Here is a 15,185-nt window from a genome sequence, read left to right as displayed (position 1 = left end):
GGATCCGGAGGGCGCGTCAGAGCCAGCCCTGGGCCTGGGCCTTCCGGACGGCCTCGATGCGGTTGCGCGCCCCGGTCTTGTGGATGGCCGCGGACAGGTAGTTGCGCACCGTGCCCTCCGACAGGTGCAGCCGTGCCGCGACGTCGCCGATCGTCGAGCCGTCCGCCGCGGCGGACAGCACGTCGCGCTCACGCGGCGACAGCGGGTTCGGCCCGGCGCTGAGCGCGGCGGCGGCCAGGCCGGGGTCGATCACGCGCTCGCCCCGCAGCACCCGCCTGATCGCGGCGGCCAGTTCGCTCGCGGGGCTGTCCTTCACCAGGAAGGCCACCGCCCCCGCCTCCATCGCGCGGCGCAGATAGCCGGGCCTGCCGAAGGTCGTGAGGATCACCACCCGGCATCCGGGGACCCGGCGGCGCAACTCCTCGGCGGCGGCGATCCCGTCCCTGCCGGGCATCTCGATGTCCAGCAGCGCGATGTCCGGCCGGGTCGCCTCGGCGACGGTGATCACCTCGTCCCCGTTCGCCGCCTCTCCGACCACCTCGATGTCGGGCTCCAGGCCGAGCAGGGAGGCGAGCGCTCCCCGCACCATGCTCTGGTCCTCCGCCAGCACGACCCTGATCACTCGGCCAACCTATCCGCGATCATCTCCGCCGTACGGTCCGAGGGCGGCGGAACCTCGGCCCGCAGCCGGAACCCCCGCTTGCCGGCCTCGGTCTCCAGCTCACCGCCCGCCGCGCGCACCCGCTCGCCGAGCCCGGTCAGGCCGTTGCCCGGCTCGTACGGCCCGCCCCCGCCGTTGTCGGCGATCTCCAGCACCGCGCCCTCCTCGCCGTACGACAGGTCGATCTCGCAGCGGGTGGCCCCGGAGTGGCGTACGACGTTGGTGGTCGCCTCGCGCACGGCCCAGGCGAACAGGCCGTCGAGGTCCTCGGGCAGCGGGGTGCCGCGGGTGCGCACGGCGAGGGCGACGCCGGCGGCGGCCAGCGCGGACCTGGCGCCGTCGATCTCCTCCGACAGGCGGCGCCGGCGGTATCCGCTGACCGCCTCGCGCACCTGGGCCAGCGCCTGCCGCGCGACCGACTCGATGTCGGCCACCTCGGCGGCCGCCCTCGGCGAGCCCTGCTCGCCCAGGCGGCGGGCCAGTTCGCTCTTGAGCACGATGAGCGAGAGGCTGTGCCCCAGCAGGTCGTGCAGGTCGCGGGCGATCCGCAGCCGCTCCTCCGTGGCGGCCAGGCGGGCCGCCTCGCCCTGCGCCTGCCGCAGCTGGACGATGAGGACGCGGGTGTTGCGGACGCTCATGAACAGCACGCCGAGCGTGACGACCTGCAGCACGAGCACCCACGGCGCGCCGTCGTCCGCCCCGATGATCTCGCCTTGCACGACGACGAGCGCGGCCATGGCCGCGATTCCGATCAGGGCGCGGCGCGGCGGCAGGCCCATCGCGTAGACGATCACCAGGAAGACCGGCAGGGTCAGCCAGCCTCCGCTGCGGAAGAGCAGCGGGAAGATCACCCCCATCGCCGTGGCGACGCCGAGCAGGGGGAACATCCACCGGGGGTGGTCGTCGTGGTCGCGCGGCCCCAGCACGACTCCCAGGTAGACGGTCAGGAAGGCCGCGAGCGCAGCCATCCGCCAGACCGCCTGCGCGCCGCTCACCGTCCCGTCGACCACCTCGGACACCGGGTAGAACAGGTAGATCAGGCCGAGCGACATGCCCAGCAGGCGCCTCAGCCGGGAGGCGCTCCCGTCCGTGCCGCCGAAGGTGAACACTCTGGCCAGCCGGCTCATCCCGCTCGTCCCTTCCCGGGCGTGATGGATCAGGCGCGCGTCGCGGCGCCCTGTCCGATCATGCACGTGTCGTCGCGTTCTGTGCGGTCATGCACGTGTCGTCGCGCGCCGGTAGGCGACGAGAGCCAGCGCCACCAGCACCACCCCCCAGGCGAGGATGCCGGCCGCGTGGGCCGGGTGCGGGGCGTCGCCCCCCGCGATCCGCCACCCGATGCTCGCGTAGTCGTACGACGGAGTCACGTGGGCGACGCTCTTCATGGCCGCGGGCATGATGCTCTCGGGGAGCCAGAGCCCGCCGAGCATGGCCAGCCCGAACATGCCGACCATCGCGACGGGCTGCGCGGTGTCGGGCGGCAGCAGGGATCCGATCACCAGGCCGAGCGCCGCGAAGGGGATCGTGCCGGCCCACATCGCCAGGATCAGCGCCGCCCACCGCGCCGGCGGCAGCGACACGTGCTGGGTCAGCACCGCGGCCAGGCCGACCAGCACCAGCGACGGCAGGACCAGCAGCAGCGAGGAGACCAGCTTCGTCAGGATGATCGCCCGGCCGGGCAGCGGGGTGATCTGGAGCTGCCGCAGCCAGCCGCTGTGCCGCTCCTGCGACCAGGGCACGGCCGTCGACATCATGGCGGCGGCCAGCGCGCCGTACGCCGCCATCGAGACCATCAGCATGACACTGCCCCGCAGCCCGGTCGCCTGGTCGGACTCCGTCCCCCAGAGGTTCGCGTAGAGGAGGTAGAACCCGACGGGAAAGGCGACCACGAAGACGACGTAGCGCTTGTTGCGCAGCATCCGCAGCAGTTCGACCTTGATGTAGTGCCGCATCGTCAGGCCTCCTTGGTCAGGGCGAGGAAGGCGTCCTCCAGGTCGGCCCCGTGGACCTGGAGATCGCGGATGTCGAGGGTGGTCTTGCGGTACAGCGCGGCGACGGTGGCGTCGAGGTCGGTCGTGCGCAGCGTGACCCGGGCGCCCTGAAGCTCCACACCGGTCGCCCCGGGGAGGGCGTCGAGCCCGGTGACCGGCTGCTCGCCCAGCAGGAAGCTCACCGCCTGGCCGGCGACCCCGGCCTTGATCCCGGCGGCGCTGCCGTCGGCCACGATCCGGCCGCGGGCGATCACGACGACCCGGTCGGCGTTCTCGTCGGCCTCCTCCAGATAGTGGGTGGCGAACAGGATCGTCCGTCCCTTCGCGGCGTACGCCCGCATGTTGTCCCAGAACCTGCGGCGGGACTCGACGTCCATGGCCGCGGTGGGCTCGTCGAGCAGCAGGAGCTTCGGTCCGCCCGCGATGGCCAGTGCGAACCGGACCCGCTGGGTCTGCCCGCCGGACAGCCGGTAGGCCCGCCGCCGGGCGATCTCGGTCAGGTCGGCGAGCCGGAGGATCTCCTCAAGCGGCAGCGGGCGGGGGTGGAGCCGCCGGACGAAGTCCACGGTCTCCGCGACGCTCAGCTCGGGGATCAGCGCGCCCTCCTGGAGCATCGCGCCGATCTCCCCGTTGGCGACGGCGGTCCGCGGCGGTTCGCCGAAGACCCGGATCTCACCGGACGTGGGCCGCAGCAGGCCGAGAAGCATGGTGATCGAGGTGGACTTGCCGGCCCCGTTGGGCCCCAGCAGCGCCACTGTGGCGCCGGCCGGGACCTCCAGGTCGATCCCGTCGACCGCGACAACGTCACCGTATCTCTTGGTGACCTCGGTGAAGGCGATGGCGTTCATGGGCTTCACGGTAGGAATCGGGACCCGTATGCCGTCAGTGCCCTGCCTCCGGCCTTCGCGATGACTTTTGTCATCCGCCGGGCCGCCGGCCCCTCTGCCCGCCGACGCGACCGGCTTCCCCTTATCCGCCCCGGAGCGCCCGCCCCTGGCTTCCGGACGATGTCCGCAGCGTGATAACCAGGAGACGTGCGCCTTCTGGCGACCTTTCGGGATCTCAGCCGGAATCTCGAGGTGAGTCACATACTGCTGGTGATCCCAATCGGGCTCATCGTGATCATCGCGGCTGTCGACCTCGCGCTGCCGCGGAGCGTTCACCTGGGGCCGCTGCTCGTCGTCGCTCCCGCGCTCACCGCGTCGTTCGCCGGTCCGAGGTGCACGGCGGCGATCGGGGCGCTGGCGTTGGCGGCCGACGTGGTGAGCGGTCTCGGACAGGGCGTCCTGCGAAGCTCCGAGCACAACGTCGAGATGCTCGCCCTGTTCGCCGTATCGGCCGTCGTGGTCGTCTTCCGCGTGGTCCACGAGCGGCACCTGGCTGTGCTCCACCAGGTGCGGTCGGTCTCCGAGATCGCCCAACGCGTCCTGCTGCGGCCACTGCCCCGGCGGGTCGGCCCCTTGCGCATCGCGTCGATATACCTGGCCGCGGCCGCGGAGGCGAGGATCGGGGGCGATCTGTACGCGGCCGCCCGGACCGACGGCGTCACCCGTCTGCTGATCGGTGACGTACGCGGGAAGGGGCTGCCCGCGATCAGTGACGCCGCGGCGTCGCTCTGCGCCTTCCGCGAGGCGTCACACGGCCCCACGACCCTCCCCGAGCTGATGACGCGCATGGAGACCAGCCTCTGCCAGAACCTCACCGAGCACGCCGAAACCGACACGGACGCCCAGGAATGCTTCGTCACCGCGGCCGTCGCCGAGATCCCCGACGCCGAACCGAAGGTGCACGTGATCGCCTGTGGTCACCCGCCGCCGCTCCTCCTCCGCGGGAACCGGGTGCTGACCCTGCAGCCGGACCAGGTCGCCCCCCCGTTGGGACTCGAACTGCTGACGGAGTCCGAACCTCGGCCGGCGACGTTCCCCTTCGAACCCGGCGACATCCTCCTGCTCTACACCGACGGCGTCATCGAGGCCCGCGACCGCACCGGCACGTTCTTCGACCTCCCCGCACACCTGGGCGAACGGGCCGGCGAGGACGCCGGCACCCTCGTCGAACGGCTCCGCGAGCGCCTGTTCGAGCACGTGAACGGCCACCTGCACGACGACACCGCCATGATCGCGGTCGAGCGCCTGGCGACGCCGGAACCCTGACATCTGTCAGCGTCCTCCCTCCTTCCGCCGGAAGGAAGGAGGACGCGCAGTCGTCAGGACACGCGGCGCAGGTCCATCTGGAAGTTCTGCCGCCAGGTGGCGCCGCCGTCGAGGGTGTATTCGCCGATCTCGTGCCAGTCCCTGCCGGTGAAGCGCAGGGTGTACCGGACGGTCGGGCCCGCGGTCTGGAGGCTCCACTGGAAGAAGCGGTCGCCGACCAGGGGGACGGTGGCGGTGACGTGCCCCTGCGAGAACGCCTCCCAGCGGTACTGCCCGGTCTGGTCGTCGTAGCTGACGATCGCGAGCGCGGTGTCCACGATCCTGCGCGGGTCGGCCTTGTCCCGGCCCTGACCCTCCACCGTGATCACCTGGCCGCCCGCCTTGTAGGCGACCTTCTCGGTCTGGAGGAACTGCTGCCGGCCGGAGGCGGTGTCGACCCACCCCGAGCCGGCCCAACGCCCGACCATGAAGTCGAGCCTGCGGATCGCGTCGAGCTGTGTCGCGGGGACATCGGCCGCCACCGCGCTCGCCGCGTGTCCCGCCGCGACGGCGGGCGCGGCCGCCGCGAGGGTGAGCGCGCAGATCAACGGCACCAACAAACGGTGTAATCGAGTCATGACGCGATCTTGACACAAGCCCCGCCCGCCGCGACAGCGGGTCGGCGAAGTCCGGTCCAGAGGCGGTCTAGAGGCGGCAGGCGAAGATGGCGGTGACGAGGATGGCCTTGGCACCGATCTCCCAGAGCTGGTCCATCACCTGCTGGTGACCCTTGCGGGGGACCATCGCCCGCACGGCCACCCAGCCCTCACGATGCAGCGGGGAGACGGTCGGCCCCTCCATGCCCGGGGTGATGGCGATGGCCTCGTCGATGCGCTCGGCCCGGATGTCATAGTCGATCATGACGAAGTCGCGGGCCACGAGCACGCCCTGCAGCCTGCGGATGAGCTGCTGGAACCCGTTGGCCTCCGGGGCGCCGGCCCGCTTGATCAAAATGGCCTCGGAGTGCGCGATCGGCTCCCCGAACACCTCCAGGCCGACGTTGCGCAGCGTCGTGCCGGTCTCCACCACGTCCGCGATCGCGTCGGCGACGCCGAGCCTTATCGCCGTCTCGACCGCGCCGTCGAGCTTGATGACCCGGGCGTCCACGCCCTGGTCCGCGAGGTGCTTGCCGAGCAGCCCGGCGTACGAGGTGGCGATGCGCAGGCCGGACAGGCCGGCGACGCCGGAGTAGGCGCCCGGCGTGGAGGCGAAGCGGAACGTCGACCGGCCGAACCCGAGCGGCATGACCTCCTCGGCCGGGGCACCGGAGTCGAAGAGCATGTCACGCCCGGTGATCCCGGCGTCCAGGGTGCCCTCGCCGACGTAGACGGCGATGTCGCGCGGGCGGAGGAAGAACAGTTCGCAGGAGTTGTCGGAGTCGACGACCACGAGCTCCTTGCTGTCCCTGCGCTGGCGGTAGCCCGCCTCCTTCAGCATGGTCTGGGCGGCCTCGGAGAGCGCGCCCTTGTTCGGTACGGCGATGCGCAGCATGGGTGGGAGATCCTTTCAGCAGAACGAGGTCGATGGACGATCTGTAGCCGCCGCGGCGGCTACAGATGCTTGTAGACCTCGTCCAGCCCGATCCCGCGGGCCAGCATGAGCACCTGGACGTGATAGAGCAGCTGCGAGATCTCCTCGGCCGCCCGGTCCGCCGACTCGTGCTCGGCCGCCATCCAGCTCTCCGCGGCCTCCTCCACGACCTTCTTGCCGATGGCATGGACGCCGGCGTCCAGGGCGGCCACGGTGCCCGACCCCTCGGGCCGGGTGCGCGCCTTCTCTGCCAGCTCGGCGTACAGCTCTTCGAAGGTCTTCATGGTCTCTCTCGGATCGTGGGCCTGCGCGTTCAGGTTATCGGCCCCAGGGTAGTCGCGGGGGCGGACCGCCGCGCCCCGCGTCCACCCTGCGAGATCCGTCTCAGCCGAGGATCTTCCTGGCCAGCCTGAGCTGCTCCAGCGCCTGCTGCGACTCCCCGCCCTCGTGGCCGTTGAACGGCCAGACCGTGATGTCCTTCGGCCCGGCGTAGTGGTTGTAGGCCCCGAACACGGTCGAGGGCGGGGTGACGCCGTCGCGTAGGGCGGCGGAGAACCGGGCGGGCGTGGCGGCCCTCGCCGCGAAGTGCAGGCCGTCGAAGTAGTCGAGGGTCGCGAAGATCTCCTCGACCCGGGTCCGGTGGATCCCGCAGAACCGGCCCAGCTCGGCGTACGGGTCCTCGGCGGTGATCTCGACGGCGCGCCGGATGTCGCACATGAACGGCACGTTGACGAACGCGAAGGCGAGGTCCGGCACGAGCGCGGCGGCGGCGAGCGCCATGCCGCCGCCCTGGCTGCCGCCGGTCACCACGACGCGCCCGGCGTCCACGAGGGGGTGCGACCTGGCCGCCTCGACCGCGCGCACGACGTCGGTGTAGAGCCGCCGGTAGTAGTAGCCGTCCCGGTCGAACACGCCCTGGGTGAGCTTGCCGGGGATCTGCGCGCCGTTTCCGCCGACCGGGTCGGGGGTGTCTCCGGAGCGCCAGGTGCCGCCCTGCCCGCGGGTGTCCATCACGAAGGCCGCGTATCCGGCGGCCGGCCACAGCAGCCAGTCGTGCGGCCGGCCCCGGCCGCCGCCGTACCCGATGAACTCCACCACGCACGGCAGCGGGCCCGACGCGCCCGCGGGAGCGAGGAACCACCCCTTGATCGGATGCCCGCCGAATCCGGCGAACGTCACGTCTGCCACGTCCATCAGCGCGAGGTCCGCCTCGTACGGCTCGAAGACGGGGTTCAGATCGTGCGCACGGGCCTCGGCCAGCGTGCGGTCCCAGAAGGCGTCGAAGTCGGCGGGCTCCCGGCGCTCGGGCAGGTACGCGCGCAGCTGGTCGAGAGGCATGTCGACGAACATGGGGGACTCCCGTGGGTGGTGGGCCTGGCTCGTGTTATGCCGCAAGGTTACACAAACGCCTTGTTTCAGACTTCTGACCCGGTTAAGGGTCTTCCGCCGGGGTTCGGCTCCAGACCATCCCCGCCGACGACCTGCGAAATGACACTCGGGACAGCGTTACACCCGGGTTGACGGGATGAAACACCCTCTTGAAACTAATCCGGTTTAGTGCTGGACTCTGCACGAATTCGAAGCGTGGGAGGTGCGGCCGCACCGGCACTGCCTCGCGGTCCGCCCTCTCGGGGGGCACGACATGTCAGTCGATCACTTTCCGTAGAGATCGGAGACGTCCATGCGACGAACGACGGCGGCCACCTGCGCCGCCCTGATCGCCGCCCTCGGCGCGGGCTGCGCGACCAGCGGCACGTCGGAGACCAGGCAGGCGGACGCGAACGCCCCCGCCACGATCACGTGGTGGTCCACCGGCGGCGACGACGAGACCGCGACCTTCCAGAAGGCCGCCGACCTGTATGCCAAGACGCACCCCAACATGACGATCAAGGTGCAGACGCTGAGCTGGGACGACGCGTACGCGAAGCTGCTCGCGGCCTCGACCAGCCGCAGCGGGCCCGACATCATCTCCGGCGGCATGACCTGGACCATCCAGTTCGGCCTGCGCGGCGGCATGGTGGACCTGCGCAAGTACGGCATCGAGCAGCTCCAGGCCCAGGCGCAGCCCGCCCAGTGGAAGTCGGCCGTCTCCCCCGACGGCACCATCTACGGCATCCCGCTCGACATGTCCACCGAGGCGCTCTACTACCGGACCGACCTGTTCGAGGAGGCCGGGCTCAAGGAGCCGCCCAAGACCTGGGACGAGCTGACCGCCGACATCGAAAAGCTCAAGAAATCCGGGGTCAAGACGCCGTTCAGCATCGACTGGGGCAACCTCGACTGGATCGGCTACTTCAACTTCCTCTACCAGGCGGGCGGCACCTTCTACACGCCTGACTGCAAGCCGTCGCTGAACACCTCCCAGGCTGAGCAGGCGCTGTCGTACTGGATCGACCTGCACCGCGAGCACGGCGCGCCGACCGACACGGTGACGACCCCGGACGCGCTGGGCGCGGGCACCGCGATGGTCTACGGCGGCAACTGGAACGCCCTCGCCATCGACACCAGCAAGCCCGAGCTGAAGGGCAAGTGGGCGATCGCCCCGCTGCCGACCGGCCCGGCGGGGCCCACGACCTTCATCGGCGGACGGGCCGTCGGCGTCACGTCGTACAGCAAGCACATCCAGCAGGCGGCGGACTTCGTCAAGTTCCTCTACACCGACGAGGCAGTCGACGCGGTGGCGGCGGAGTCGAAGGCCCGCAACATCGCCTACATCCCGCCCCGCCCGGACAAGGTCGCCGACTCGCCGTTCGCGCCGGAGCACTCGGCGGTGTTCGCGGAGATCATCAAGACCGGCGCCGCGGCGCCCGGGTGCCCCGGCTGGGACGAGAGCGCGTCCGACGTGGCCAAGCAGCTCCAGTCGGCGATCCTCGGCAAGGCCGACGTGAAGACGGCCTTGGGCGAGGCCGCCAAGGTGATGGAGCGCAACGCCGGATAGCCGTTCCGGCCGGTGACGCCTGACCCCTCACCGGCGCGGCATCCGTCCCCCCCAACCAGGCCCGGGCCGGTGACACCTGACCTCTCACCGGCCCGGGTCCGTCCTCGGCTTCCCTTCGACTGGAGACGACATGGCAACCCACACCGCCGCGCCCCGGCGACGATGGCGCCGCTACGGCACGTCCTATCTGATGCTGCTGCCGTTCCTCGGCCTGTTCGCCGGCTTCCTGGTCTGGCCGCTGGTCAACTCGCTCTACCTCAGCTTCACGAAGTTCGACGGGGTGAACGCCCCCGAGTTCCAGGGTCTGGAGAACTTCCGGCGCCTGCTGTTCGACGACGACCGGTTCCGGCACGCCCTGGGCAACACGTTCCTCTACGTCGTGGCGTCGATCGGGATCGGCACGCTGCTGTCGCTCGGCCTCGCGCTGGCGTTCAACGGGTCGAGCTGGCCGCACCGCATCATGCGGACGATCTTCTTCCTGCCCTCGGTGACCTCGTCGATCGCGCTGATGCTGCTCTGGAAGTGGGTCTTCAACCCGGGCGACTTCGGCCTGGCCAACACCGTCGCGGCCTGGTTCGGGGGCAGGGCCGTCGAGTGGCTGGCCACGCCGGGTCTCACGATCCCGATCCTCGTGCTGATGTCGGTGTGGGGCGGGATGGGCTACGGCATGGTCCTGTACGTCGCCGGGCTCAACACGATCCCGCAGGAGTACTACGAGGCGGCCCGCATCGACGGCGCCGGCACCTGGCAGCAGTTCCGCCGGGTGACGCTGCCGCTGCTGCGGCCGGTCACCACGTACGTGGTCGTGACCGGCCTCATCGGGGCCTTCCAGGTCTTCGAAGCCGTCTACATCGTGTTCCGGGGCACCAACAACATCGGCGGCGTGCTCGACTCGGGCCTGATGATCGTGCCCTATCTCTACGACCAGGGCTTCACGCACTTCAAGCTCGGCTACGCCTCGGCGATCGCGTGGGTGCTCTTCCTGATCATCTTCGCCCTGAGCATGGTCAACCTCCGCATCGGCCGCGCCCTGAAGGAGCTGTGATGGCCGCCGCCCCCACGACCACGCCGATCGTCTCCGACCCCGCCGTCGCACCCCGGCGGGCGCCCGCCGCGTCGCGCGCCACCTGGCGCGGGAACCTGCTGCGCCTGCCGTTCTACCTGCTGTCGCTCACCATGATCGCGCCGTTCTACTGGATGCTGATCACGGTGTTCAAACCGGTGACCGAGCTGAACCGGCAACCGCCGTCGTTCGTGCCCGAGCACCCCACGCTGAACAACTTCTACGACCCCGGCTACTCCCCCACCCAGGTCAATCCGGGCCATCTCCAGGGCATCTTCCAGCGGTTCCAGGTCGACTTCGGCTTCGGCCGCTTCATGTTCAACAGCCTGGTGATCACGGTCGCGATCACTGTCGGGTCGCTGCTGATCGCCTCGCTGGCGGCGTACGTCATCACCAAGCACCGCGTACCGGGGCGGCGGCTGATCTTCCTGCTGATCGTCGCCTCGATGATGGTGCCCTGGCAGACCACCCTGGTGCCGAACTACGTCATCATGCGCAACCTGGGCTGGCTGGACACCTACCAGGGCTACATCATCCCGGCGCTGGCCAAGGCGTTCGTGCTGTTCTTCCTGGTGCAGTTCCTCCATTCGATCCCGGACGAGCTGATCCAGGCCGCCCGCGTCGACGGCGCCGGGGAGTGGCGCATCTGGTGGCGGATCGTGCTGCCGCTGCTGCGCCCGGCCCTCGCCGCGATGTCGATCTTCATCGTGCTCGCCGAATGGAACAACTTCCTGTGGCCTCTGATCATCGTGCAGAGCGACGAGATGGCGAACATCCCGGTCGCGCTCGCCCGCCTCAACTCCTACTTCGCCGGCGCGCAGCACCAAGGGGCGATCATGGCGGGCGGCCTGCTCGCCTCCCTGCCGTCGATCGCCTTCTTCCTCGCCTTCCAGCGCTACTTCACCCGAGGCATCGTGCTGAGCGGTCTGAAGGGCTGAACGGCTCGCGCGCCCGGAGAGGGGTTGTCCGCGCCGACGGCTTCGGCGACCTCCTCCGGGTGCGTCAGCTGGGGGTGATGACCCGCCTCCGGGACGACCGTCACGGTGACCCGGGGCAGCGTGTCCACGAGGGCCCGTCCTTCCGGGGTGAGAGGGTCGCGGGAGCCCACGACGACGTGCACGTGCCCCGGGTAGCGCGCCAGCCCGGCCCGCAGGCTCGCCCGCCACCGCGGTGAAGCCGCGGCCGCCAGGAGCCGGGCGGCGGTGGCGGCGGCGCCGCGGCGCAGGTCGGCCACGCTCGAACGGAGGGCGGGCGCGTGTGCCGGGTCTCCGGTGAGCCGCTCGGCCAGCGCGGTGGGACGGACCCGGCCGAGATACCAGCGGGCCGCGAGTGCGGAACGGGCGGCGGGAGCGGGGCGTGCCTGGAGGAAGAACGGCGCCACGAGCGTGAGCCGGTCCACCGCGCCGGGATGGGCGGCCGCGGCCTCCACCGCGGCGGCGGCGCCGATGGAGTGACCGACCAGGTGGCGTGCGCCGGTCCCGGTCACGAGAGCGGTCAGCCAGGCCGGCCAGTCGTCGCGACCTCCCGCGCTCATTCCCAGCCCCGGCAGGTCGGCGGCACGGGCGTCGCCCATCGCCGTGACGACCGGCGCCCAGGTGTCGGCGTTGACCGGCAGACCCGGCAGCACCACCGTGGGCGCGCCCGGTTCGCCCACCTCGAACGTCCGCACCCCGCCCGCGTCGACGAACCGCCTGCCTCCGGCGGGGGCGTCCCCGAAGCGGCTCGCCGCCAGGTGGTCGGCCCAGCGGCGGATCGTCGTGGCGGTGTCCGGCATGGTCAGCCCGTGGCGTGCCGCGAAGGCACGCGCCGGGCCGGTGGGATAGCGGTCACTCGACAGGAACGTCAGCGTCTCCGGATCGGCCTTCGTGAGCCTGCGGGGCAGCCGCTTCACCAGTGGCACCGGAACCCGCAGCCGGGGCGCCCTGACCTGGTAGTGCTCCGCGACGAGCGCGATCAGGCCGGGCAGCGCGGGCGTGTCGTCGTCCAGCAGCCAGTAGGACGCGCGCTCGGCGGCCTCGTCCCCCGGAAGCAGGGTCATGAACCGGGCGAGGTAGTCGACCGCGACCACGGGGACGAACGTCCCCGCGTTCCCCGGAACCGCCACGAGAGCGCCCTGCCAGAGGTCGCGCAGGGTCGACGCGAGCCCGAGGTACTGGCCGGCCTCGCCGGTGACGCTGTCACCGATCACGCTGGCCGGGTTGACCACCGACCAGGGCACGCCCAGCCGCTCCGCCTCGATCCGGAAGACGGCGTCCGCCTCCACCTTGGACGCCTCGTACGCGCCGAGGGCCCGGTAGGCCTCCCGCCGCTGCTCCTCGCTCCAGGGACGGGGGTCCTGCCCGCCCACGCGATACCCGGAGACGTGGACGAGGCGGCGCAGACGCGGCAGCCGCGCCGCGAAGGCGACGACCGCGCGCACGCTGTCGACGTTGGCCCGGCGGGCCTCGTCGGCCGGCATGCCGAACCGGTAGGCGCCGGCGCAGTTGTAGACCTCCGTGACGTCGCCGGCCTCCCCGTCGATCAGCGACGGCCCGGCGAAATCGACCCGGAGGTCGGCCGGGGCCTCGTCGTGCCCGTGCTCGGCCAGCCACCGGGCGAGCCTCCGGTAGGACTCGCGGCCGCGGCAGGCCGCGCTCACCCGGACGCCGGCCCGACCGAGCGCGAGGACCAGGTGGCGGCCGACGAAGCCGGTCGCGCCCAGGACCAGCGCGTGCCTGTCCGCGGCGCTCACGACGAGACCTCCGTGCCCTCGTGGACCAGCTCGGGCACCGGCTCCACGAGCCGCCCGCCGATCCCGGCTCCTGATGTTTCGATCACATGAGGAGACTAGACCGGTCTACATAGTTCACGTCAAGATGTACCCAAGGTTTCAGGAGCGCGTATGAGGATCGTCCCCACACGCCACCGGGCCGCCCGTACGGACGGCCCGGTGGTTGGGAGGAGAGGTGGAATCAGCGGCCGGTGAACCGGCGGCCGCGACCGCCTTCAGCCGCGCCGTACCCGGCCTGCCCGCCGGCCCGGCCACGGTGGTGACCGCCGCCCCGCCCGCCACGGGACTCGCCGTGTCCGTCACCGGCCCACGGCGCCCGGGACCGCTCACCCTGGTCGGGCCACCTGCGCCGGCCGTCGCCCTCGCCGGGACGGTCACCGCCACGGGGACGGTCGCCGAAACGGCGACGGCCCCGCGGCTTGTCGTCCCGCTGCCTGTCGTCGTGCCCGGGCCGCAGCGGCGAGCGCACGTCGGGCTCCCATACGGGCACGGCCTCGCCGCTCGGCCGCCGGGCCCCGGCGATCTCGTTCAGGACCGGGTCGCCCGGCGTCACCCGGTGCCGTGACGCGTCGACCCCCGCCTTGCGGGTCATCGACTCGGTGGAGCGACGCTCGCTCGGGAGCACCAGCGTCAGCACCACGCCGCGCTCGCCCGCGCGGGCCGTACGGCCGCCCCGGTGCAGGTAGCTCTTGTGGTCGGCGGGCGGGTCCACGTGCAGCACGAGGCTCACGTCGTCGACGTGGATGCCGCGCGCCGCGACGTCGGTGCACACGAGCACCCCGATCTTGCCCTGGCGGAACCCGTCGAGGATGCGGGTGCGCTGGTTCTGCCGCTTGCCGCCGTGCAGGCCGCCCGCGCGGACCCCCGCCCGGGCGAGCTGCTTGACGACCCGGTCGACGCCGTGCTGGGTGCGCACGAACAGGATCGTACGGCCGTCCCGGTTGGCGATCTCGGCCGTCACGTCGGCCTTGTCGTCGCGCTGCACCTGGATCAGGTGGTGCTCCATCGTCTCGACCGGGGAGGTGGCCGGGTCCAGCGAGTGGACCACCGGGTCGGTCAGGAAACGCTGGACCAGCGTGTCCACGTCGCCGTCGAGCGTCGCGGAGAACAGCAGGCGCTGCCCGTCGGCGGGCGTGCGCGCGAGCAACGCGCTCACCACGGGAAGGAAGCCGAGGTCGCACATGTGGTCGGCTTCGTCGAGGACCGTGATCTGGACGTCGTCGAGCGCGCAGGCGCCCTGCTCGATCAGGTCGGTGAGGCGGCCGGGCGTGGCGGCCACGACGTCCACCCCCCGGCGCAGGTCCTCGATCTGGCGACCCATCGGCATGCCGCCGACGACCGTCCTGGTGCGCAGCGACAGCCCCCGGCCGAGCGGCTCGACGGTGGCGGCGACCTGGAAGGCGAGTTCGCGGGTGGGCACCAGGATGAGGGCGCGGGGCCGCCGGGGCGCCGACTTCTCCCCCGCGATCCTGGCCAGCGTCGGCAGGCCGAAGGCGAGGGTCTTGCCGGAACCGGTCCGGCCGCGTCCGAGGACGTCGAGCCCGGCGAGGATGTCGGGGATGGCCGCCCGCTGGATCGGGAACGGCGTGGTGATGCCCTGCCGGGCGAGCCCTGTCACGAGCGGTCTGGGCAGCCCCAGCGTGCCGAACTCGGCAGGGGTGGTCGTGCCCTCGTCGAGGGCAGAGATGGTCACGAAATCGTGCCTTTCGAAGAAAGACGTGCCGGAACACGCGGGCGCGTCACTTCTGCGAAAGGACGAGCCGGGACAGGCACGGCGGGCGTGCCGTGCCTACGGGCGTCACGGGCCGGAATTACGACGGCCTGCTGCCCGCACGTTGCCGTGAGCACGCGTCCCGCAGAAGTGGAGACCGCCGGGCGGCGGCTCTCACGGACGCCTTTCACTCACGTCGCACAAGGAAGAGCAAAAAACGATCGTACGGCATTCCCGCATCACATCGGCCGCCCCGGTCCGGGACACGGTCCGCGTGCGGGTGGAAGCGCGGCGTCCCGCCACGTGCGGACGCGGCGGGACGGTGCGGG

14 protein-coding genes are annotated in these 15,185 nt (G+C 71.5%); 4 read left to right on the top strand and 10 right to left on the bottom strand.

The genetic code is table 11. The features are described from left to right. Positions 1-16: 16 nt before the first annotated feature. The 4 genes from HHX41_RS07945 to HHX41_RS07930 all read right to left on the bottom strand — a co-directional run bounded on the left by HHX41_RS07945 (position 17) and on the right by HHX41_RS07930 (position 3,500). Positions 17-622 carry a response regulator transcription factor gene (locus HHX41_RS07945; protein ID WP_182905411.1) on the bottom strand — a complete coding sequence of 202 codons (606 nt, stop codon included), beginning with the start codon at positions 620-622 and terminating at the stop codon, positions 17-19. Then, positions 619-1,788 carry a sensor histidine kinase gene (locus HHX41_RS07940; protein WP_182905410.1) on the bottom strand — a complete coding sequence of 390 codons (1,170 nt, stop codon included), beginning with the start codon at positions 1,786-1,788 and terminating at the stop codon, positions 619-621. The genes HHX41_RS07945 and HHX41_RS07940 overlap by 4 nt, the downstream gene beginning before the upstream one ends. A gap of 87 nt (positions 1,789-1,875) precedes the next feature. Further along, entirely contained in the window at positions 1,876-2,613 is a 738-nt protein-coding gene (locus HHX41_RS07935; protein ID WP_169985923.1) for an ABC transporter permease, read from the bottom strand. A 2-nt stretch (positions 2,614-2,615) separates the two neighbouring features. After that, positions 2,616-3,500 (bottom strand): ABC transporter ATP-binding protein, encoded by an 885-nt coding sequence (locus tag HHX41_RS07930; RefSeq protein WP_182905409.1) that lies wholly within the window; start codon positions 3,498-3,500, stop codon positions 2,616-2,618. Between the two features lie 231 nt (positions 3,501-3,731). Here HHX41_RS07930 and HHX41_RS07925 point away from each other — a divergent pair, with 231 nt between their 5' ends. Continuing rightward, the gene (locus tag HHX41_RS07925) at positions 3,732-4,805 is read left to right on the top strand and encodes a PP2C family protein-serine/threonine phosphatase (protein WP_220503863.1); all 1,074 of its coding nucleotides are present in this window, start codon (positions 3,732-3,734) and stop codon (positions 4,803-4,805) included. A 53-nt stretch (positions 4,806-4,858) separates the two neighbouring features. Here HHX41_RS07925 and HHX41_RS07920 read toward each other — a convergent pair whose 3' ends face one another. The 4 genes from HHX41_RS07920 to HHX41_RS07905 all read right to left on the bottom strand — a co-directional run bounded on the left by HHX41_RS07920 (position 4,859) and on the right by HHX41_RS07905 (position 7,724). After that, the gene (locus HHX41_RS07920; protein ID WP_182905408.1) at positions 4,859-5,398 is read right to left on the bottom strand and encodes a hypothetical protein; all 540 of its coding nucleotides are present in this window, start codon (positions 5,396-5,398) and stop codon (positions 4,859-4,861) included. Between the two features lie 91 nt (positions 5,399-5,489). Beyond that, on the bottom strand, positions 5,490-6,335 hold the full coding sequence (gene hisG / locus HHX41_RS07915; protein ID WP_169985929.1) for an ATP phosphoribosyltransferase: 846 nt from the start codon (positions 6,333-6,335) through the stop codon (positions 5,490-5,492). A gap of 59 nt (positions 6,336-6,394) precedes the next feature. Next, complete coding sequence (locus HHX41_RS07910; protein ID WP_169985931.1) at positions 6,395-6,658, bottom strand: phosphoribosyl-ATP diphosphatase; 264 nt, start codon at positions 6,656-6,658, stop codon at positions 6,395-6,397. Positions 6,659-6,758: 100 nt separating this feature from the next. Continuing rightward, positions 6,759-7,724: an acetylxylan esterase gene (locus HHX41_RS07905; RefSeq protein WP_182905407.1), complete on the bottom strand. Its 966-nt coding sequence runs from the start codon at positions 7,722-7,724 to the stop codon at positions 6,759-6,761. Positions 7,725-8,055: 331 nt separating this feature from the next. On the opposite strand from HHX41_RS07905, the gene HHX41_RS07900 reads away from it, so the two are divergent. The 3 genes from HHX41_RS07900 (at position 8,056) to HHX41_RS07890 (ending at position 11,313) form a co-directional block, all read left to right on the top strand. Further along, complete coding sequence (locus HHX41_RS07900) at positions 8,056-9,312, top strand: extracellular solute-binding protein (protein ID WP_182905406.1); 1,257 nt, start codon at positions 8,056-8,058, stop codon at positions 9,310-9,312. Between the two features lie 130 nt (positions 9,313-9,442). After that, positions 9,443-10,357, top strand: a complete 915-nt coding sequence (locus HHX41_RS07895) for a carbohydrate ABC transporter permease (RefSeq protein ID WP_182905405.1) — start codon at positions 9,443-9,445, stop codon at positions 10,355-10,357. Beyond that, positions 10,357-11,313 carry a carbohydrate ABC transporter permease gene (locus HHX41_RS07890; RefSeq protein ID WP_182905404.1) on the top strand — a complete coding sequence of 319 codons (957 nt, stop codon included), beginning with the start codon at positions 10,357-10,359 and terminating at the stop codon, positions 11,311-11,313. Before HHX41_RS07895 ends, HHX41_RS07890 begins: the two co-directional genes overlap by 1 nt. Here HHX41_RS07890 and HHX41_RS07885 read toward each other — a convergent pair. Next, positions 11,271-13,106, bottom strand: a complete 1,836-nt coding sequence (locus HHX41_RS07885; RefSeq protein WP_182905403.1) for an alpha/beta fold hydrolase — start codon at positions 13,104-13,106, stop codon at positions 11,271-11,273. The two genes, HHX41_RS07890 and HHX41_RS07885, sit on opposite strands and share 43 nt — an antisense overlap. A 220-nt stretch (positions 13,107-13,326) precedes the next feature. Next, positions 13,327-14,838: a DEAD/DEAH box helicase gene (locus tag HHX41_RS07880; protein ID WP_182905402.1), complete on the bottom strand. Its 1,512-nt coding sequence runs from the start codon at positions 14,836-14,838 to the stop codon at positions 13,327-13,329. Positions 14,839-15,185 lie beyond the last annotated feature (347 nt).

It is taken from the genome of Microbispora sp. H13382 (genome assembly GCF_014161445.1).
Lineage (GTDB): Bacteria > Actinomycetota > Actinomycetes > Streptosporangiales > Streptosporangiaceae > Microbispora.
The sequence above is the reverse complement of the archived record's forward strand: the minus strand, read 5'-3'. Positions and strand labels throughout refer to the sequence as shown.